The following is a 20,370-nucleotide window of genomic DNA, read 5'->3' as shown; positions in this document are numbered from 1 at the left end:
GCCGAGGCGGCGCGCCCCCTCCGGCGGAAGCTCCGGCCCGGAAGAGTGGCGGCACACACCCCTCTGGCGGAAAACGGGTCCCTCGAAAGGGGGACCCGTCCTTTCCCCGGCAGGGGCGGGCACCCCGGGCAGGCGCATGATCGCGGTACCCCGGCCCGCTCCGGGACCCCTCTCCCGTCCCCGGAGGTGACCGCCCGTGCTCCTCGTCATCGTCGTCGCCGCCCTGGCCCTGCTCGCGGGGCTCGCCGCGAACCGCTGGCTGCGGCCGCTGCTGCTCACCGAGGACGACGGCACGGGCATGGCGGTCAAGGACCTGGTCGGCCCCCTGCTGACGATGACGGTGCTGCTCCTCTCCTTCGTCCTGGTCACCGCCAACGGCTCGTACGGGAAGGCGGAGGTCGCCTCGCACGGCGAGGCCCGCGCCCTCGACCAGCTCGTGGAGACGGCCGAGTACGCGCCCGCCGCCCAGCGGGCCCGGATCCAGGCGGGCGCGGTCTGCTACGCCCGAGCCGTACGGACCCAGGAGTGGCCCGCGATGTCCGACGGCAACGGCTCCGAGGCCCCCAGCGTGTGGTCGACGGACTTCCGGGAGGTGTTCAAGTCCCTGGAGGGGAAGCCGGTCTTCGGGATGCTGGTCGCCGCCGACAACAAGCGCTCCGACGAACGCGACGAACGCCTCACCCAGGCGACCGCCAGCATTCCCAGCGCCATTTTCTGGTTCCTGCTCGCCACCCTGGTCGTCACGGTGACGGCGCTCGGGATCTGTCTGCCGCGCAGGAACAACCGGGGGCAGATCACCACGCTCGTCGTGATCACCGCGCTGCTGACCACGACGCTCTGCATCATCCGGGACGTCGACCGCCCGTTCGGCGGCATCGTCGACGTGGAGCCGACGTCGATGGCCGAGGTCGAAGGCCAGGCCTACCGCGACTTCACGGCGAACCATCCGAACGCGGACCTCCCCTGCGACGCGGACGGCAACCGGCGTACGGTCTGACGCCGGGAGGACGGGGCCGAACGCCGGGAGGACGGGCCCGGTCCGGGGTTGCCTCGCTCAAGGGGACGGGTCCGCTTCCGGGGGCGACTCGCTCTCCGGGGGCGACTCGGTCTATGGGGACGACTCGGCCTCCCGGGACGGCTATTCGCCCAGGGACGGCTTCTCGTTCGGGGACGGCTGCTCGTCCGGCGACGGCTTCTCGTCGCGGGAGGCGAGGAGTTCGAGGAGTCCGGCGATCTCGTGTCCGGCTTCGGCGGGGTGCCGGAAGGGGGAGGCGGTGTCGATGAGGTACTGGTTACGGCGCCCGTCGGCTGCCCGCGTACGGGTGAGGTACCCGCCCTCCTCCAGGTCGGCGACGATGGTCTGCACCGTGCGCTCGGTGATGCCGCAGCTCTCCGCCACGTCCCGCAGCCGCACCCCGGGGTCGCGGGCGAGCGCCAGCAGCACGCGCGCGTGGCTCGTGAGAAAGGTCCACCCCGAGTGCCCCGTGTCTTTCCCGCGCACTGCCGCCCTCCTCTCCGGCGACCACCCCGACGGCCCGACCGCCTGGCTTTCCGACTACCCGACTACCGGGCTACCCGACTACCCGAAATAGCTTTCACGTAAATATTGCCGCATATCCGAGGAAAGTGGACACTCGATGTGAAGGATCCGCGCCCCAGGAGGAGGACATGACGCCATCCCCCGCACCTCGTCGTTCCTCCGGAAGCGCCCGGATGCGGCTCAGGACGGAACGGTTCGGCGCGGGCACCCTCGCCCGGGTCGACGGAGAGATCGACATGGACACCGCCGGGGAGCTGGAAGCGGCCCTCACCCGCACCCTGACCGAGGGACCCCCCGGCGCCTCCCTGGCCCTGGACCTCTCCGGCGTCTCCTTCTGCGACTCCAGCGGCCTCAACACCCTCCTCCGCCTCCGCCTCCTCGCCCTGAGCCACCGGACGCCCCTCACGATCCCGAAGGCGAGCCCCCGCGTCACCCACCTCCTCACCCTCACGGGCACGGCGGACCTCTTCGGCCACCCGGGCTCGGCGACGGGATGAGCCCCTCCGGGGGGTAGGCCGACGGGACGGGACGAGCCCCGGGGCCAGGGCGAGGCGGCGGGATGCGACTTGTCCGGCAGCGGCCGGTCCGGCCGCGACTTGTCCGGCAGCGCGCGCGAGGACGAGCCGCCCGGCCCGATGTCAGTGCCGTGCGCGAGCATGGTGTGGACTCGCACGCCAGCAAGCCCGACGGAGGACCTCCCGTGACCGGCTCCCACTCCGACGCCGTGCTCCCGCCCGGCTTTCTCCTCACGGCGATGTCCGGGCGCGACTCGGACGATCCCGTCGTCCGACTCGCCGTCCAGCGGCTGCGGTCGACGGCTTCCGGGCCCGACCGCTCCGACCGCGCGGACTGGTCGGACCGCTCCGCGCTCGGCGAGGGCCTGCTGTCGGGCCCACTCGCCGAGGAGGCGCCGGACTGGCTGCTGGAGGCGGCGGTGGCGGCCGACCTCGCAGCCGAGGGCGAGGAGCACCTGCACGGCCGGGACTTGAGACTGGCCGCGCTCGCCCTGGGGCATCCCTCGTGCACGGCGGAACTGCGGGAACGGGTCGTCGGACAGTGCACACCAGGGCAGTTGGCCCGGCTCGCAGGCCCCCGCGCGGACGAGCGACTGGCCGCTGCGGTCGCCGACGCCGTACGTGCCTTCGGCAGTACGCCCATGGTCCCCCGGCTCCTGGAGGAGCCGACCCCGGCGCAAGTGGTGCTCGGGCAGTGGCCCTTGCACGATCTCGTCTTCGAGGCCGCTCGGGACACCCTTCCCACCTTCCCCGAGCCGGAAGACGGGGGCAGGGAGGAGAGCTGGAAGAACTACCGGCAGGCGCACAAGGCGTGGCAGACCCTGTGGGGCCAGGTGCTCGGGCGGCACACGGATCGGCACCGGAGCGTCGTGGAATGGGCCGAGGGCACCGAGGCCGAGCGGGTGGTCCGGGACCAGTTGCTCGGTGAGCTGCCCTGGGCCGTCGACACCGGACTCCTCACGGAGCTGGCCCTGGCCGACCTGGGCCGCTTCGACTTCAGGATCCTGCTGGCCAAGGGCGCACGGATGCGCCGGGACGGAGCGGAGAAGGAGCGGATATACGAGCACCTCGCCGCCGAGCTGTCCTCGCTGACGGCAGAGGACCGCGGGTGGTTCGAGAGCGACATGGACGCGAGGAGCGGGACCGCCCTCGCCTTCGGGTGCCGGGCTCCCGTCGACTGGATCCGGCATTCCGCGTCCACGACATGGCGTCACCTCCTCAACCCGGACCAGGCCGTGGACGGCAACCGGCAGGTCCACTGGAAGGCCCCGGCCGAGACCCTCGCCGGTCTGGCCACCCGCTTCGCGGAGACCGCCGTCAGGGCCCTGCCCTACTGGGAGCCCGCCGGCAGGTACGCGACGACCGGCCCGGACGAAGTGGCCTGGGTGCGGGACATGCTCCTCCACCTTCCGACGGTCACCGAGGACATCAAGGCCGCGGTCCGTCCCATCGTCAAGCAGGCCCGACTCGAACTGGCCGGTTCCCGCCATGACTTCTCTTCGGGCTGGGAGAAGCGACGCCAGACGGAGGAGATCCTCGCCACCGTTCAACGCGTCCTCGCCGACCCGCCACCGGCCACCGGAGCGGACCGCCGCCGCGCCGCGCTGGGCGCACCCGGGGAACTGACCGTACGCACCCTGTCGGCCGTCTCCGCACGGCACCTGGGGGAGTACCTGGACCGGCACGCGGGCGACGACTCCCTGGTGGAAAAGGCCCTGCTCTCCTCCGCCGCGAGTTCCCCCCGATCCGACAGGGACTTCGAGGACGTCCTCCGCCGCCACCGCACCCCCTGCGAGGCACTCCTGCGCCTCACCACCGACCTGCGCCGGCACCTGGGCGGGGGTCCGTCCTGGCGCGAGACGTGGACCCGACTGGTCCTGGCCAGACCGGAGACCGGCACGGAACTCGTCCGCGCCCTGCCCGCCTGGTCGGCGCTCCGCGCCCGGGGCGGCGGATACGGAACCGCGCACCCGATGGTCGTCTCCGTCGTACGCGAAGCACTCGGAGCCGACCCGGCCGCGTGGGAACGGTTCGCGGACTGCCCGGCGACCCACTCCGGACCGACCGCCTGGCTCCGCCTGGGCGACCTCCTGGACGCGGCGGCGGAGGGAACCGCGTGGCCGAAGCCTTCCGTCGGCCGCTGACACCACCGGTTCCGGCGGGAAGCACGCCGTGCCCGCCCGGCGGGGTCCCGCTCTCGCGCACCGGCCGGTTTCACGGTGTCGGGCCCCGGGGGAGGCGATACAGTCCGACGGACGCGAGGCTTGCGACCAGGGGGAGGGGCCGAGGTGCTGGAGGTCGTGGCGCTCAGTGCGCTGACCACGTTCCTGCTGGGGGTGGGGAACGGGGCCGCCGGGGAGATCGGCAAGAACCTCTCCCTGTCGGCCGGGGCCCTGGTGAGACGGACCCTCGGGAGGGAGACCCCGCTGCCGGCCGGCGCGGAGGAACGCCGGGCCCTGGCGGGCCGCGTCCACGAACTGCTGGAGGGCGACCCGCGCCGGGCCGGTGAATGGGCGCTGATGATGGCGGGCGCCCCGGACGAGGCCGGCCGGCCCTCCGAGGGGGCGATGCCTCCGGCGCCGTGGGCGTTCACCAACCAGGACAAGACGCTCAAGCGCCTGCTGCGGGAGGCCGACCGGCCCTGGGACGGGCGGCCCCGGGTCGTCCTGCTCTCCGGCCCCCCGGGCAGCGGCTCCACCTCGGTCGCCCTCCGGCTCGGCGCCGAGGCACGCGACCGGTTCCCCGACGGCCGGTTCTACGTCGATCTGCGCGCCGCCGCAGGGGAGGCCGGACCGGGACCCGCCGGGGTCCTGCTGCGACTGCTCCGCGAGATGGACGTCGCCCCCGACCGGATGCCGGCCACCGAGGCGGGCCGTGAACGGCTCTACCGCAGGCTCACCGCCGGTCGCAAGGCGCTCGTGGTGATCGACCACACGACCGCCCTCGCCCAGGTCAGGGGCCTCGTCCCGGCCACCCCCGACGTCCTCCTGCTGGTGGTCGTCTCCGGGCCGCCCCTGCTCCTCGACGCCGAGCGCGTCACCGTACCGCCGCTGACCGACCGGCACGCGAAACGGCTCGTACGGAAGGTCGCCGGGCCGGAGCACGCCGCACGCGTCAAGGCGCGACTGCCCGGCGTACTCGACCGCTGCCAGGGCAACCCGTTCGCCCTCCACGCCGAGGCCCGGCTCCTGACCAGGGCCGAACCCGCGCCCGGGACCATGCCACAGGCAGGGACCGCCATGCCGCGGGCCGGGGCCACGCCGCCACCGTCCCCACCCGGGACCGCACCCGCGCCCGGCATCGCGCCCGCGCCCGGCATCGCGTCCCCTTCCGGAACCGTGTCCCCTTCCGGAACCGCGTCCCCATCCGGCACCGTCTCCCCGCCCGGCACCGCATCCCCGTCCGGGTCGCCGGACCAGCCGGTCCGTGCCGCCGCGCACCTCGCCGCCCTCCGGCTCGGCCCGGAGGCACGGCGCCTCTGCCTGCTCACCGCGCTCGGCGGCTGGCCGTCCGTCAGCCCCGCGCTCGCGGCGGCCGCCGCCGGCATCGACGAGACCGCGGCGGCCCCGCTCCTCGGCGAAGCCGTCGACGTCGGACTTCTGGACGCGCTGCCCGACCTGCGGTATCGCTTCCGGCCCGAGATCAGACGCCAGTTGGCCGAGACGGCCACCGCCGAACACGGCCTCGAAGCCTGCGCGGACGCGGTGAACCGGGTGCTCGAAGCGCTCCTCGCGCTGGTGCTTCCGGCCTCCCGCGCGGCCCTGCCGCAGAGTTGGCGGACCGAAGTCCCGGCCCGGTACGGGACGGGGCCCGCTTCGATGCCCGACCCCCTCGCCGTCCTGGCCGCCGAAGTGGCCAACGTGGCACGGGCGGTCGTCGTCGCCGAGGAACAGGGGCGCACGGACACCGCCCTGTGGCTGGCCCGCGCGCTCTGGCCGCTCCAGCTGAAGGCGGGGCACTGGGACGAGGTCCTTCCGGCGCTCCGGGACGCGGCCCGGTGCGCCGAGGAGAGCCGCGCGGACGAACGGATGGCGGCGGCGCTCCACTTCCAGCTGGCCCACTGTCTGGGCGAGACGGGCCGAGGGGAGCAGGCCGCGCGGGCGGCGCGGGCGGCCGTCACCTACGAGCGGGCCGCAGGACACCGCCGGGGCGAGGCCTCGGCCGTGGAACTGCTCGGCCTGCTGGAGCTGAACCGCTGGTCGTACGAGGCCGCGTACGCGAACTTCGCCGAAGCGGAGTCCGTCTACCGGAGGATCGGCCCCGGCGAGGAAGGCGCGGCCGACCTTCCCCGCGCTCTCGCCCTCGTCGAACGGCACCAGGGGAGGGCCCTGCGCGGTCTGGGCCGACTGGAGGAGTCGCGCCGCCGACTGGAGCGCGCCGTGGACTTCTTCGCGGGCCGCACCGGTGCGCCCCCGGAGGCGTACAACCAGGCCCGTGCCCTCACGGACCTGGCGGAGACCCTGCACGAGAGCGACGACGACCCGGCCGCGCTGGCCAGAATCGCCGAGGCCGAGCCCCTGCTGCCCGCCTCCGCCAGGCCGCACCTCGCGTATCTCGCGGGTCTGCGACGACGGTGCGGGGAAGGGACGGCCTAGGCCGGGGCGCCTTCCGGAACACGCCGCGAACCCGGCCTGATCCCAAAGACCCGGCCTACTCCGGCCGGGCGCCGGTTCGGTCGGTCGTCTCCACGCGGAACGGATGTGCCCCTCCGGCGGTGTGCAGCCGCAGCGTGGTCCCCCGTGCGGGGACCGTCCCGCCGTACGCCAGCCAGGCGTGCAGGGCCGAGGCGTACGCGGCAGGATCCGCGTCGGCACCGGTCTCCCCGGCGAGCCGGAAGGTGCCCCGCCGCCCCCGGCACCGTACGACACAGGTGTGCGGGCCCGTCACGTACACCGCCGTCGAGCAGTGCGGGTACAGACCGAGTACCTCGGCCGTCCACGCCTCGGGGCCGCCGAGACGTGGATCGTCCGGCTGCCCGTCCCGGGTGATCACATCCGCCAGATCGAGGTCGCCGGGGTGCCGGGTCTCCTCGTGCACGGCGAGATGGGCGTCGCCCGCGGCCCCCGCCGGATGCCCGGCGGACCGCTCGACCACGATGTCCGCCCCTTCCGCACGCGTCCGTACGTGCAGCGGAGCCGTCACCTTCGCCGGACCGTACGGAGGGAGCGGCAGCGGCTCCAGGGACGCGGGGCCCGGCGGCTCGGGCAGGTCCATCAGGGCGTAGAAGTGCCGCCGCAGCAGCTCGGCCGACCGCCCGGGATCCGAGGTGACGAACCCGGCCGGAGCCGGGTCCGGCCGGTGTCCCTCGATCCCCCGCCGCACCTGGGGGAGCAGCGGCGCGTGCGGATCGAGCCGGGGTGCCCGCCGGACGAACGCGGCGAGGGGCGCCTCTTCGTCGAGTACGTCCTCGCCGTCGGCGGCCAGCAGGACGGGGGTGCCCAGGGCGGCGGCGTAGTACGACACCGCGCCGAAGTCCCCGAGGACGAGGTCGGCCGCGAGGAGGGCCTGCCGCCACGCGCGGACGGGGTCGACGAGGAGCAGCCCGGCGCGCCGGGCGCGGTCGAGCCAGGCCCTGATCTGGCCGGGGCCGTGCCCGTACCAGATGTTCGGATGCAGGACTGCGGCCAGACGGTAGTCGTCGGCGGGCAGCTCGGCGGCGAGCCGGGGGAGAAGGCCGGGCAGGACGTCCTGCCCGCCGCTGCCGAAGAACCCCTCGGGGTTCCACGTCGAGTTCAGGACGACGAGCCGCTGCCCCCGGCGCACCCCCAGCGCCCGCCGGAACCTGTCCCGGTACGGGCGCGCCGCGAGCATGCGGTCGAAGCACGGGTCCCCGGCGAGCACGGCGGAGGGCAGCGCTTCGGCGCAGACGCGGGAGAGGCGCGCCAGCTGCTCGGGGTGGGAGAGGACGAGCCCTTCGGCGAAGGGCCGCTCGCCGGAGAGCAGCCACTCGGGCGAGAGCCCGAACGTCGGCTTCCGGCTTCCGGCTTCCGGCTTCCGGCTTCCGGCTTCCGGCTCCCGGCTCCCGGCTCCCGGCTCCCGGCTCCCGGCTCCCGGCTCCCGGCTCCCGGCTCCCGGCGTGTCCAGCCTTTTAGTGTATCCAACCCCATGTGAGACGACGGTCAACTTGCCCTGGATGCGGTGGAGTTCGCCGCCGAAGCTCGCCGAGACCGCCAGGTCCACCGGGGTGGAGAGCGCCTGTTCCCAGGGCAGTTCGGGCAGTTGCCAGGTGCGGAGCAGCTCGCGGATGCCGTCCTGGAAGGCGGAGGAGCCGGTGGAGGTGACGAGAACCTGGACGCGGAAGTCGTCGTCGAACAGCGGCAGCAGATCGCCGAGACGCCCGGCCGAGGTGACGTTGTGGACGACGAGCAGGACCCGCCGCCGGGTGGTCCGGCTCGTCCACTGATCGGACCCTTCCCCGACCGGTACGCGAATCGCCGGGGGTTCCGGACCCACTCGTGACCTCCTGACCTCCTGGACGGGCGTCGTGTCGTCGCGCGCACACCCTACTCCGGGATCCTGTCGCCGCCCGTGCGCCGGTCGGGCGTGGTCGCGGCGGGGGCCGTTCACGGGGCGCGCTTGACCTTCGAGCTGGTTGAAGCCCCACGATGACGGGGTGCCGAATTCCGAACTGATGCCGATCGGGTCCTTCGCCCGGCGCACGGGGCTGACGTCCAGCGCGCTGCGGTTCTACGCCGACTCCGGGCTGCTGTCCCCCGCCGAGACCGACCCGGTCTCGGGCTACCGCTACTACAGCGCCGACCAGGTCGCGCGGGCCGTCGAGCTGCGTCGGCTCCGTCGGATCGCCATGCCCCTGAGCACGGTGGAGACGGTGCTCGACGCCGGGCCGGGGGAGGCCTCCCGGCTGATCGACGAGCACGTGGCGAAGGTCGTGAGGGAAGCGGAGGCGGTACGGCGGAAGGCGGCGCTGATCAAGTCCTCGCTCGCCGACGTGCCGAGCGTGCCGGTCGCCACGCTGAAGGGGCCGGTACTGGCCGACGCGATCGAGCAGGTCCTGACCGCGACCGCCCGCGATCCGGGGCTGCCGGTGCTCGGGGGCGTACGGGTCGAGGCGACCCCGGAAGCGGTCACGCTGACGGCGACCGACCGCTACCGGCTCGCGACCCGGACCCTGGTCCCCGCCGAGCCGACGGACACGACGTGGGCGGCCACGGTCGGCGGCGACGAGCTGCGGACCGCCGTCGGCGAGGTACGCCGGAGCATGCTGGTGCGCTGCGAGGCCACGCCGGACGGCATCCGGTTCCGCACGGCGAACGGAGAGGCCCGGCACTGCCGTCTCCTGCCGGAGGAGTTCCCGGACCACCGGCTGATGCTCGCGTCCCTGCCCGAGGCCAGGACCCGGGTGACGGTCTCGAAGCGGCGCCTCCTGGCGGCCCTGGAGGAACACCCGGCCGAACGGATCGCGCTCCACGTCACCCCCGAGGGCCTGCGGTCTCCGACGGCGGCGCGCGAAGCCCAGCACCCCGGCTTCCCGCTCCCGGCCGCGGTGAGCGGCGAAGCCCTGCGGATCTCTTTCGAACTGCCGACACTCCATCCGGCGGTCAGCACCGCCATCGGCCCCGACCTGATGCTCGACCTACGGGGCCCCGACCAGCCGGTCACGGTCCGCTCCGCCGACCGGGGCGACCTCACCACCGTGGTCATGCCGGTCGCCCACGACCGCGTGGCCTGAAGAGAGACGACGAGGAAACACCGAGATGAACACCGAATCCGCCGACTCGGACGCGACCACCCGCCCCCACGCGACCCCGGCACCCGACCCGATCATGGAGGCCATCGGCCGGGCGGTCGTCGAGGGACGCACCGGGGACGCGGCCACCGCCCGCCGGAAGCTCCAGGACCTCTGGACCGTGATCGGCGCGAACGGGGACCCGCTGCACCGCTGCTCCCTCGCGCACTACCTGGCGGACCTGTACGAGGACCCCGCCGAGGCGCTGACCTGGAACCTCCGGGCCCTGGAAGCCGTCGACGCCCTGACCGACCAGCGCGTCGACCGGCATCACGCGGGCCTCCGGGTGGCGGGCTTCCGCCCGTCCCTGCACCTCAACCTCGCCGACGACCACCGCCGACTCGGCTCCTTCACGGCCGCCGCAGAACACATCGAGGCGGCCCGCACACACGCCCCGAACCTGCCGGGGGACGCGTACGGGGCGATGATCCGCACGGCGATCGAGGAGGTGTCCGAGGCCATCGCCCGGGGCGACACCGCCGCACGGGCGTCGGCGCCCGGCCGCAGGGGGTGAGACGAGCGAGCCGGGGGGCGGGTGTGCCGGACGTGGCGTACGAGGAGAAGGGCAGGACCACGTCGTGATCCGGAGCCGAGTTCCTCGTCTTCGCCGAATCGGGTGTGCTCTGTCGGACCCGCCCACCATGATGGTCGACGCAAGTGGCATCGAGAGGAGGGCGAGTTGGAGAAGCTGACCGCCGCGCAGCTCAAGGAAGTGTTCGGGCTGTCGGAGGAGGCGTGGTCGGGTCTGGCGGACGAGGTCATCGAGCCTCTCGACGACGAGGCTTTCGCCGACGGCCCGAAGAGATGGTCCGGATACGCGTTCGCGCGATGGCTCGCATCCGCCCATCCCGGACTGGCAGGCGCGGGGCCCCGTCTGCTGCGCCCCGCGCCCGTGGCCGAGTCCCGATATCTGGGAGGCGAGTACCGAGAGGCGGACGACGGTACGGATGTCCGTGCCGAGTACTTCGCCGGGCGATGGGACACCCGGGAGGGCGTCATCGCCATCGTCTTCCCGTGTGACGGCATGCCCGACGCGAGGCGCCTTCTCGATGTGCTGACGGACACCGCCGGCCTCGTCGTCGTCGAGCACTTCTACGCCTATGACGGGCCTCAGCTGCAAGCGGTGGACCGAGAGCGGCCCGAACTCGTCTACCACCCGCGGTGGAGCGACCTGGCGGCGCACGTGGGCGGGCCCGTTCCCTGGTGGCCCATTGCGCTGCGTCGCCGTGCCCACCTCACCGCATGGACCCCCGGAGACGCCCCCGCCCCGGTCGACGTGGCCACCTATCCCTCCTGGGAGCCGCTCTACGAGCTGGCGCGACAGGAACCCGAGGGTTCCCTGGTGCGACGCGCCTGCTTCACGATCGGCCACCGCATCCGGACCGATGCGGCGGAGAACGCGTCGCGGGAGATGGAGAACCTCCGGTCCTGGTCGGCGGGGCCGGGCGACTCGATGGTGCACCCGGCCGTTCCGCAGCCGTCCGATCTCGCCCCCGGAGAGTTCGCGACGGATGACGCCGTCGGCGCCGGACTCGCCGAACTCTGCGGGCGAACGGACGACCTGGCCGTGGAGTGCCTGGAGCATGTCAGCGCCTGGAGCAGCGAGTACTTCCCTTACGGCGGCACGTTCCAGGTGATCAGAACGGACGTCACCCGGGTGGCAGCCGAGTGGATCAACCGGCTGCGTGACGTCCCGCCGACGGCCCTGCACCGGGTGTGGGACGACAGCTACGAGACCGTGGGCACCTTCGTCGATCCGGCGACCGGCAGCCCGGTGGTCGCGGTGAAGGGAAAGTTCCTCTCCCGCCGTGCCAGCGAGATCACCTACATGGGCCGGGCGCCCAGACGCCTGCCCGAGGGCGCGGTCCTCAAGGAGATCATCCTCGACGAGCCGATCTGGGTACGCACCGGCGACGGAGTGCTCTACCCGGCTCCCGTCATGGATGCCCCGGGGCTGTCCTGGGGGTACGGCGGTTCGGGACCCAGCACGCTCGCCCAGTGCGTAGGGCGGCTGCTCGACGACGGAGGCGCCCACGCGGTCACCTACGGCGACGACGAGAAGGACGAGCCAGGGCTCGTGGAGTACTTCCGGATCAAGCACAAGCGCGGGACGCGTCTGACACGGAGCGACCTCGTCCGGGCCCGCGGGGGCGGGTGACCCCGGGCCGTTCCCCTTCCGGAGGACCCCGCGCCGCTTCCCGAGGACCTCGCGCCGCACCCCTTCCCGACCCCGCGGCGGCGGGTGACCCCGTGCCGCACCCCTTCCCGAGGGCCCCGCACCGCACCGCTTCCCGACCTCGCAGGGGCGGGTGCCCCCGCGCCGCACCGCTTCCCCGCCCCACGACCCGTGATCGCGTCCCGGCCTCCGCGGCCCGCCCCTTCCGAAAGGCCCTCCGCCCATGCCCCGACGCCGCCCGCGCCCCGCTTGGCAGGTCGCCGACTTCTTCGCCCTGGAGCGGGAGGCGGCGGTGTACCTCGCGGCGGTCGACGCCTGCCTGGCCGTGCCCGCCGTCGCACGGCGCCTCGGTGTGAGACCCCAGGCCACGGCCGAGAACGCCCGTACGGCCCTGCTCACCGAGGCCAACGTCGAACGGGCTGTCGAGCCCTGCCGGGCCACCCAGGAGCGCTTCCGTGCGCTGCTGGAGCGAAGCGAGCGGCAGCGCCGTCGGCTCGACTACCTCGGCGACCGCACGCATCCGCTGACGGTGACCCTCTGCGGAACGACCGTGCTCGCCTTGCTGGTGGCGGTCTTCTTCTCCTGGCCGACGGTCCTCGCCGCGGCGTCGGCTCCGCCGCTGACCGCGGTGGTGATCTGGCGGCACCAGGTGTGGCGCATGCATGTCCTGCTCAACCTGCGGGAGTTGGCCCTGCGTCCGCGCGTCGCCCTCCTGGACAGAAGGACCGAGTGGGCGGCAACCGCCTGGCGCCGGGACCTCCAGGAGAACGGCGTCCGCCCGCTGACCGACCGGGTGGTCGAGGCCCTGCTCGGCGCGGACCACGACTCGCTGCTCCTCGCGGACGACTTCCATGGCCTGCGCTCTCCGCGCAATCCGCAGTACGTGGTCGAGAGCCTCGCCGCCCGGAGCCTGACCCGCAAGATCGCCCAGCTGGAGAGCGGCGGGACGATCGCGGTCAGTGGCTCCCGGGGCGCGGGCAAGTCGACCCTCCTGGAGACCTGCGCGGGCGAGGCCGGGTTCGCGGTCGTCGTGCAGGCGCCGGCCACCTACTCGCCGTACGACTTCCTCTTGTCCCTCTACGTCCGCACCTGCGAGAGCTATCTCGTGCACAGGGGGCACGTGCCTCCCGCGTTCCTTCGGATCTCACCTGTCCGCAGGGCGGCCCGTCGACTGTTCCCGGCCTTGCGGAAGGGGCTCACGGTACTGGCCTTCGGGCTGGTGGCGGGCTCGCTCGTCGTCCTCGGGCTGGCCGCGACAGTGCGTTCCCTCACGGCCCGGCAGTGGCCGGCCGTGCGCGCCTGGGCGCTGGACCTCTGGCATGAGGCAGTGGACGTGGCGTTCGACATCTGGAAGGGCGAGCGGATCGGCGCGGCGGTCCTCGTCGTGGTCACGGGCGTCCTGTTGTGGAGTCTGCGGCGGTGGGAACGATGGCGTGCCTTTCGCAGAGGTGCCAGGGCCGCTCTCATCATCACGGGCCTGGGGTTGGTCCTCGCCGCCTTCTTCTCGTTGTTCAAGGACGAAGACCTGCGCACCCTGGTGGAGGAGGCCACCGAGAAGACCAACGGAAAGGCTTTTCTCCTCCTGCTGATCGTCTTGGTCGTCGGCTTCTTCAACCTCTTCCACGAACAGCCATGGCGGCGTCGGACCGGATGGGTCCTCTTCCTTGCCGGGCTCGGGCTGCTCTTCACCGTGCCGCTGACGCAGGCGCTGGCGGCCGACCCTGACAATCCGCTGCGCCTCACCGCCGCTCTCGCCGGTCTGGTGCTCGTCAAAATGGTCACGTGGAGCCCGGCGAGCCCGGTCCCGCCCCTCGTCACCGCCTGCCGCGACGAGCTGTACCGGTTGCAGACCGTGCAGACGGCTTCCTCCGCCGTGACGGCCGGGCCGCCGCAACTGCTCGCCGCCCAGACCACCTCACTGTCGACCGTGCCGCCGAACTTCCCGGAGCTGGTCTCCGACTTCCGTACGCTGCTGACGCAGATCGCCGCCGAGCAACACCGGCAAGAGCAGCGGGTCGTCATCGCGATCGACGAGGTGGACCGGCTGGGCTCCGATACCGCTGCGCTCGCGTTCCTCGGCGAGATCAAGGCCATCCTCGGCGTGCCTCATGTGCACTACCTGATCTCGGTCGCCGAGGACGTCGGCGCCTCCTTCGTGCGCCGTGGACTACCCCACCGGGGGATCACCGACAGCTCGCTGGACGACATCGTGCACGTTCCGCCCTGCACGCTGGAGGAGTCCAAGAAGATCCTGGAGCGTCGGGCTTCAGGACTCTCCGAGCCCTACAAGGAACTGACGCACGCCCTCTCGGGCGGTGTGCCCAGGGACCTCATCCGCTACGGCCTGCGCCTGCACGAGATCGAGACCAAGACGCAGTTCGTCGAACTCACCGACATCGCGGGGCAACTGATCCTCGAGGAACTCGGCGACACACTCGCCGGATTCCGCACGCTCCTGGGCAAGCAGCGGTGGACGGCACGGACCGGCACGACCCTCGTCGCCTTCCGGAACGCGATGGACCACTTGCGTCCGGCCTGCTCCTGCGACTCGGCCGAACTCCGGTGGGCCCTCGAACACGTGGCCTTCCACGACCTGCGCGGGCACCTGAGCGAGGAGGCGGTCGCAGAGGTCTCGGACGAGGCCCGGGAACTTCTCGACGAGGCGTCGGCCTACGCCCTGTTCTCCCTGACCCTGCTCGACATCTTCGGCAGGGGCGACTTCGCCCGCCGCCGCGACGCGGCAGCGGCTCGCGGCCCCGCCGGAGCCCTGGAACTGCTCGGCCGCGCACGTCAGGAACTGGAGGTGTCGCCCTACAGCGCACGGCACCTGATCGGATCGATCCGCACCGCGTGGCGGCTCCCGGATGCCCCCACGGCCGGCCAACCGGCCACCATCCCACTGCCTCGCGGCACCGCCTGCCCACGCCACCCGAGGGTGCCGGCCTGATACCGGCCCCCACGCCCAGGGGACGCGTTCGAGCGCGCCCCTGGGCGTGAGGGGCAGCTCGACGACCTCAAGCACCACGCCGAGCGGGCGGGGAGCCGCCGGACCCGGCGACGGTGACCGGCTGGGAATTTCTCCCGCGTATTCACCGCAGCCACTCGCGGAAACCCCGGTTTCGGCCAGGACGGGCCGGACACACCTCCCATCTGCCGGGGAGCACGCCCGGCCCGGCACCGCTCCCCGAGAACCTCCTCTGACCAGCAAAAAGACCCTCCCGAAGGAGGGTCTCTCGCTGTGCGCCCCCGGCAGGACTCGAACCTGCGGCCAAGTGCTTAGAAGGCACCTGCTCTATCCACTGAGCTACGGGGGCCGGGTGGTGGCCGTGTGGCCAGGAGCCCCTTGTGGGTGGGGTGTGGCCTGTCGGGACAAGGATAGGGCTCCGATCGCCTTGGCCCGGTTGCTTCACCTGCGTGGCACGATGTGGAGGTTCGGTGAAGCGGAACGATAATCGCAGGCAGGCGCGATTTGCGCAGCGCTTTTCGCAACGCTCGGGGCGGGTGTTGTGTAGTCGTTATGCCTGAGCTTCCGGCCACCGCCCTTCTCTACGGCGCGCAGGGCCCCAATAGGCTTCAAAAACACGCATAAATTGGGCATTCTTCGCATGTGGTGACCTTGGACGAACGGCCCCAGCTGCTCGACGCACTCTCCGCCCTGCGCGACCGTGTCGCCGCCGTGCGTCTCCCCCTCCCCCTCCCCGGCACGCCCCGCGCCCGGCAGACCCGTGCCGAGTTGCTCGCCCAGCTCGACGACTACCTCGTGCCCCGGCTCAAGGATCCCGAAGCCCCCCTCCTCGCCGTCGTCGGGGGCTCCACCGGCGCCGGGAAGTCCACCCTCGTCAACTCCCTCGTCGGGCGTCGCGTCAGCGAGTCGGGTGTGATCCGGCCCACCACCCGTACCCCCGTCCTCGTCTGTCACCCCGAGGACCACCACTGGTTCGCCGGACTGCGCGTCCTCCCGCAGCTCACCCGCGTCTGGCTGCCGCAAGCCGAATGGGACCACCCCGCCGACGAGACCCCTCCCCAGGAGAACGCCCTGCGCGTCGAGACGGCCGCCTCCGTCCCCCGCGGCCTCGCCCTCCTCGACGCCCCCGACATCGACTCCCTCGTCGTGGAGAACCGGCTCCTCGCCGCCGAGTTGATCTGCGCCGCCGACATCTGGGTGATGGTCACCACCGGATCGCGATACGCCGACGCCGTCCCCTGGCACATGCTCCGGACCGCCAAGGAGTACGACGCCACCCTCGTCACCGTCCTCGACCGTGTCCCGCACCAGGTCATCGGCGAGGTCTCCCGCCAGTACGAAGCCCTGCTCGACAAGGCCGGACTCGGTGGCGTGCCCCGCTTCACCATCCCCGAACTCCCCGAGTCCACCGCCGGCGGCACCGGTCTGCTGCCCGACAGCGCCGTCGCCGCCCTCCGCGGCTGGCTCGCCCACCGCGCCGAGGACCCGGCCGCCCGCCAGCAGGCCGCCGACCGCACCGCCTCCGGCATCATCGACTCCCTCGACGCCCGGCTCCCCGAACTGGCCGGCGCCGTCGCCGCCCAGTACGCCGCCGCCGGACGCCTCGGCCGCGCCGTCGAAGCCGCCTACCGCACCCAGGGCAAACGGGTGCGCGAACAACTCGCCCGAGGCACCGTCCTCGCCGGTGACGCCCGCACCCGCTGGCGCGCCTACCCCCGCGACAGCACCGCCGACGAACTCCTCGACGCCCTCACCGAATCCCTCGCCGCCCTCCTCCACTGCGCGGTCTCCGCCGCCGAGGAACGCGTCCGCGACGCCTGGCGCCGCGAACCCGCCGCCACCGCCCTCGGCCCCGTGCGCCCCGGCTGCGACCGCGACACGGCGGAGCGGATCGGCGTGGAGGTACGCCGCTGGCGCCGCGTCCTCGAAGAAGTCGCCGAGGAGGAGGTACGGGACGTGGAGCGGCCCGCCTCCTCCCGTGTCGCCGTCCCCGACGCCGACACCGCCGCCGCGCTCCTCGCCGCCTCACTCCTCGGCGGCCGACGCGCCCGACCCGCGGGCGAACGCCTCGCCGAACTCCTCGGCGCCCGTGTCGCGCTGCGGCTGCGTGACACGGGCGGCGCCCTCGTCCTCACATACGTCGACCGCGTCCTGCACACCGAACGCGACCGGCGTCTCGCCCCCCTCGAAGCGCTCGACGTGACCCCCGAGCCGCAGGCGGAACTGATCGCCGCGCTCTCCGTACTCCAGAAGGAGAAGTGAGGAGAAGTGACGTGGTGGACATGAGCGATACGAACGGATCCGGCGATCCGGGCAGCCGGGAGAGCCAGCATGGCCAGCGCAGCAAGGAGTGTCAGGAAAGCCGGCACGGCCAGGAGAGCCTGGGCGGTGCGGATGGCTCGGATGGCTCGGGTGGCGGGGACAGCCGAGACAGCCTGGACGGTACGGAGAGCGAGGAGGAGGGCCGCCAGCGCCAGGATCGCGACCAGCGCCAGGACCGGAGAGGGCGGAAGGGCCTGCGGGCGCGCGGCTCCACAGGTCCCGACCCCCAAAAAACCGGCGCACCCGGCGGCACCCCCGGCGGCGACCGCTGGGACGACGGGCTCATCGCCCGCCGCGCCACCGACCGCACCCCCGCCCCCACCCCCACCCCCGTTCCCTCTCCCGCCGCCCCTGCGACCTCCGGTGCCGAGGACCCGGCGGAGCCGGACACCCTGCCGCCCCTCGGCGGAAGTTACGGCGGCCTCCTCCGCAAGCGCCTCGACGCCCTCCACGAACTCGTCGGCCTCTCCCGTACCCGGGTCGACAGCGAAGCCCTCGCCGAAGCCGGGCGGGTCCTCGACGAAGCCGCCGCACGCCAGCGGCTCTCCTCCCGGCACACCGTCATCGCGATCGCGGGCGCCACCGGAAGCGGCAAGTCCACTCTCTTCAACACCTTCGCCGGAGTCTCCGTCTCCGAGACCGGACTGCGCCGCCCCACCACCTCCGCCCCCATCGCCCTCAGCTGGTCCGAAGGCGCCGCCGGGCTCCTCGACCGGCTCGCCATCCCCAGCAGACTCCGCCGCCTCCCCCTCGCGGGCGGCGCCGCCGACACCGAACTCCAAGGGCTCGTCCTCATCGACCTGCCCGACCACGACTCGGCCGCCACCGCCCACCGCGACCAGGTCGACCGGGTCCTCGGCCTCGTCGACGCCGTCATCTGGGTGGTCGACCCCGAGAAATACGCGGACGCAGCCCTCCACGAGCGCTACCTCAGACCACTCGCCGGGCACGCCGAGGTCACCTTCGTCGTCCTCAACCAGATCGACCGCCTCGGCACCGAGGCCGCCGACCTCGTCCTCGACGACCTGCGCCGCCTCCTCGACGAGGACGGCGTCGCCCTCGGCGAACACGGCGAACCCGGCGCCACCGTCCTCGGCGTCTCCGCCCTCACCGGCGAAGGCATCCCCGAACTCCGCGAACTCGTCGCCCACTTCGTCCAGGAACGCACCGCCCCCGAACGCCGCCTCGCCGCCGACATCGACGCCGCCGCCGCCCGGCTGCGCCCCGCCTACCTCGCCGACGGGCGCACCGGACTCGACGAACGCACCCGCGACGCCTTCACCGGCCGCCTCGCCATCGCCGTGGGCGCCCAGGCCGCGGGCGAGGCCGCCGAGCGAGTCTGGCGCCGGGGCGCCATCCGCGCCTGCGGAACTCCCTGGCTGCGCCTCTACCGCTGGTACGAGCGGACCCGCGCGCACGGCTCCACCGACACCCGTCTCACCTCTCCCGTCGAGGACGAACTGACCGCACGCCAGCGCGTCGAACAGGCGGTGCGGACCGTCGCCGACGAGGCCTCGCGCGGCCTCCCCACCCCCTGGGCGCAGGCCGTCCGCGAGGCGGCGGAACGTGGGGCGAAAGGACTGCCCGAGGCCCTCGACGAACTGACGGTCACCCTCGGCGACCCGGTCGCCCGGCCGCCCCGCCCCGCCTGGTGGCCCGCCGCCGTCCTCACCCAGGCGGCGATGACGCTCCTTCAGATCTTCGGCGCGCTCTGGCTGGTCGGACAGATCCTCGGCGTGATCGAGCCGGGGCTGCTCCCACCGGTCCTCGTGATGCTGGGCGGCATCATCGGCGGACCGCTCGTCGAATGGGCCTGCGAGGCGGCCGTGAAGGGACCGGCCCGGCGGTACGGACAGGAGGCCGAGCGACGTCTGCGGGAGGCGGCGGCGGCCTGTGGGCGGGCCCTGGTGCTCGACCCGGTGGCGGCGGAACTCGTGCGCTACCGGGAGGTCCGCGAACAGTACGCGACCGTGATGGGCACCCGGCCGACGGGCCGCATCGCGGGCACCCTCCGCTCCGCCCCGGCCAGACTCGGGGCGACCAGGGCGGGCACGCGAAGGCGGTAGGCGCACCTGCGAATCCGATGGGTGTCCCCGGGCCCGCACGACTGAGCAGGCCCACACGCCCCACCAGGTCCAAATCGTCCATATTCCCTACCAATCACTCGCACTCAAGCACGTACAAAACGGCTGTAAACCGCGTATTCCCTAACAGGTCTGCCGGGCTCGTCGGCTTATCCCCTCCGCCTCCCCGACCGTCTCCCTTATTCGAATTTCCCGTACATCCCTTTCCATCCCTTTCTCGCTCTATTTCACCCTTTCGGGTGGTGGAGTTATCCACAGTCGCCCGACTGTCCACAGGCTTCAGCCGTTTTTCCCGTTTCCCTTCACGATGGTGGCGACCGGAGAGGTGTCCGGCAGGCCGAAGGCAAGGGATGGGGACGGACCATGAACGACACGACCGTGACGCTCGTCGGGAATGTGGCGACCGCCGTGGAGTACCGGGACACGGTGTCGGGCGGGGTCGCCAGGTTCCGCTTCGCGGTGACCTCACGGCGCTGGGACCGGGAGCGCGGGCTCTGGGCCGACGGGCCCACCAGCTTCTACACGGTGTCCGCCTGGCGCTCGCTCGGGGCCAACCTCGCGGCCTCGGTCGCGGTCGGCGAACCCCTGGTGGTGCACGGCAGGTTGCGGGTGCGGGAGGAAGAGCGGGAAGGGCAGCGGAAGACCTTCGTGGACGTGGCCGCGCTGGCCGTCGGGCACGACCTGAGCAGGGGCACCGCCGCCTTCCGCCGGGCGCCGCGCACCGAGCGGAAGGAGCCGCCCGAGCTGCCCCCGGAGCCGGCCCCGGCGCCCGGACGGGACCCCTGGGCGACGGCGGCGGACGCGGCGGCGGAGGTCTCGGTGCAAGGGCTCGCCGGGCCCCGGGCGGAGGGGCTCGGGGTCTCGGCGGAGGAGTTCGCCGGAGTCGCGGCTGGCATCGACCAAGAGCCCCCGGCGGTGGCCCGGACGGGGGTCGGTAAAAGGGGTGAAATCCGCTTGGTGACGGCGCCCTGACCTTCTGTGGTGGGGATTTGTCGACGAAATCGCCGACGCGATAACGATT

The 20,370-nt window shown here is 73.0% G+C and carries 12 protein-coding genes, 1 tRNA gene and 1 pseudogene; 11 read left to right on the top strand and 3 right to left on the bottom strand.

What is annotated here, in order from left to right; translation table 11 throughout:
- Positions 1-196: 196 nt before the first annotated feature.
- Positions 197-997, top strand: coding sequence for a hypothetical protein (locus tag BU197_RS18245; RefSeq protein WP_188269348.1), 801 nt, complete (start codon positions 197-199; stop codon positions 995-997).
- Between the two features lie 141 nt (positions 998-1,138).
- Here the strand turns inward: BU197_RS18245 and BU197_RS18240 are convergent, their stop codons facing one another.
- Positions 1,139-1,444 carry a helix-turn-helix domain-containing protein gene (locus tag BU197_RS18240; protein WP_317452033.1) on the bottom strand — a complete coding sequence of 102 codons (306 nt, stop codon included), beginning with the start codon at positions 1,442-1,444 and terminating at the stop codon, positions 1,139-1,141.
- Between the two features lie 224 nt (positions 1,445-1,668).
- Here BU197_RS18240 and BU197_RS18235 point away from each other — a divergent pair, with 224 nt between their 5' ends.
- From BU197_RS18235 to BU197_RS18225, 3 genes are all read left to right on the top strand, one after another.
- Positions 1,669-2,037, top strand: a complete 369-nt coding sequence (locus BU197_RS18235) for an STAS domain-containing protein (protein ID WP_223182546.1) — start codon at positions 1,669-1,671, stop codon at positions 2,035-2,037.
- Positions 2,038-2,240: 203 nt separating this feature from the next.
- Positions 2,241-4,199 (top strand): hypothetical protein, encoded by a 1,959-nt coding sequence (locus BU197_RS18230; RefSeq protein ID WP_188269346.1) that lies wholly within the window; start codon positions 2,241-2,243, stop codon positions 4,197-4,199.
- Between the two features lie 144 nt (positions 4,200-4,343).
- The gene (locus tag BU197_RS18225) at positions 4,344-6,650 is read left to right on the top strand and encodes an ATP-binding protein (RefSeq protein ID WP_188269345.1); all 2,307 of its coding nucleotides are present in this window, start codon (positions 4,344-4,346) and stop codon (positions 6,648-6,650) included.
- Positions 6,651-6,705: 55 nt separating this feature from the next.
- On the opposite strand, the gene BU197_RS18220 is transcribed toward BU197_RS18225, so the two are convergent.
- Positions 6,706-8,508: a hypothetical protein gene (locus BU197_RS18220; protein ID WP_317452034.1), complete on the bottom strand. Its 1,803-nt coding sequence runs from the start codon at positions 8,506-8,508 to the stop codon at positions 6,706-6,708.
- Between the two features lie 160 nt (positions 8,509-8,668).
- Here BU197_RS18220 and BU197_RS18215 point away from each other — a divergent pair, with 160 nt between their 5' ends.
- The 4 genes from BU197_RS18215 (at position 8,669) to BU197_RS18200 (ending at position 14,925) form a co-directional block, all read left to right on the top strand.
- Entirely contained in the window at positions 8,669-9,745 is a 1,077-nt protein-coding gene (locus BU197_RS18215) for a MerR family transcriptional regulator (protein WP_188269344.1), read from the top strand.
- A 25-nt stretch (positions 9,746-9,770) separates the two neighbouring features.
- On the top strand, positions 9,771-10,316 hold the full coding sequence (locus BU197_RS18210; RefSeq protein ID WP_188269343.1) for a hypothetical protein: 546 nt from the start codon (positions 9,771-9,773) through the stop codon (positions 10,314-10,316).
- Positions 10,317-10,481: 165 nt separating this feature from the next.
- Positions 10,482-11,960 carry a hypothetical protein gene (locus tag BU197_RS18205; RefSeq protein ID WP_188269342.1) on the top strand — a complete coding sequence of 493 codons (1,479 nt, stop codon included), beginning with the start codon at positions 10,482-10,484 and terminating at the stop codon, positions 11,958-11,960.
- Between the two features lie 241 nt (positions 11,961-12,201).
- Positions 12,202-14,925 carry a P-loop NTPase fold protein gene (locus BU197_RS18200; protein WP_188269341.1) on the top strand — a complete coding sequence of 908 codons (2,724 nt, stop codon included), beginning with the start codon at positions 12,202-12,204 and terminating at the stop codon, positions 14,923-14,925.
- A 294-nt stretch (positions 14,926-15,219) separates the two neighbouring features.
- On the opposite strand, the gene BU197_RS18195 is transcribed toward BU197_RS18200, so the two are convergent.
- Positions 15,220-15,292: transfer RNA gene (locus BU197_RS18195), tRNA-Arg, on the bottom strand.
- Positions 15,293-15,594: 302 nt separating this feature from the next.
- On the opposite strand from BU197_RS18195, the gene BU197_RS18190 reads away from it, so the two are divergent.
- The 3 genes and pseudogenes from BU197_RS18190 to BU197_RS31510 all read left to right on the top strand — a co-directional run.
- Positions 15,595-17,205, top strand: a complete 1,611-nt coding sequence (locus BU197_RS18190) for a dynamin family protein (protein ID WP_188269356.1) — start codon at positions 15,595-15,597, stop codon at positions 17,203-17,205.
- Positions 17,206-17,225: 20 nt separating this feature from the next.
- Entirely contained in the window at positions 17,226-19,331 is a 2,106-nt protein-coding gene (locus tag BU197_RS18185) for a YfjP family GTPase (protein WP_223182547.1), read from the top strand.
- Between the two features lie 381 nt (positions 19,332-19,712).
- Positions 19,713-20,075 (top strand): annotated as a pseudogene (locus tag BU197_RS31510) (single-stranded DNA-binding protein); the annotation flags it as partial.
- Between the last annotated feature and the right edge of the window lie 295 nt (positions 20,076-20,370).

Source organism: Streptomyces sp. CBMA291 (assembly GCF_014596525.1).
In the GTDB taxonomy this organism is placed as follows: Bacteria; Actinomycetota; Actinomycetes; order Streptomycetales; family Streptomycetaceae; genus Streptomyces.
This window is presented reverse-complemented; position numbering and strand designations above follow the sequence as displayed.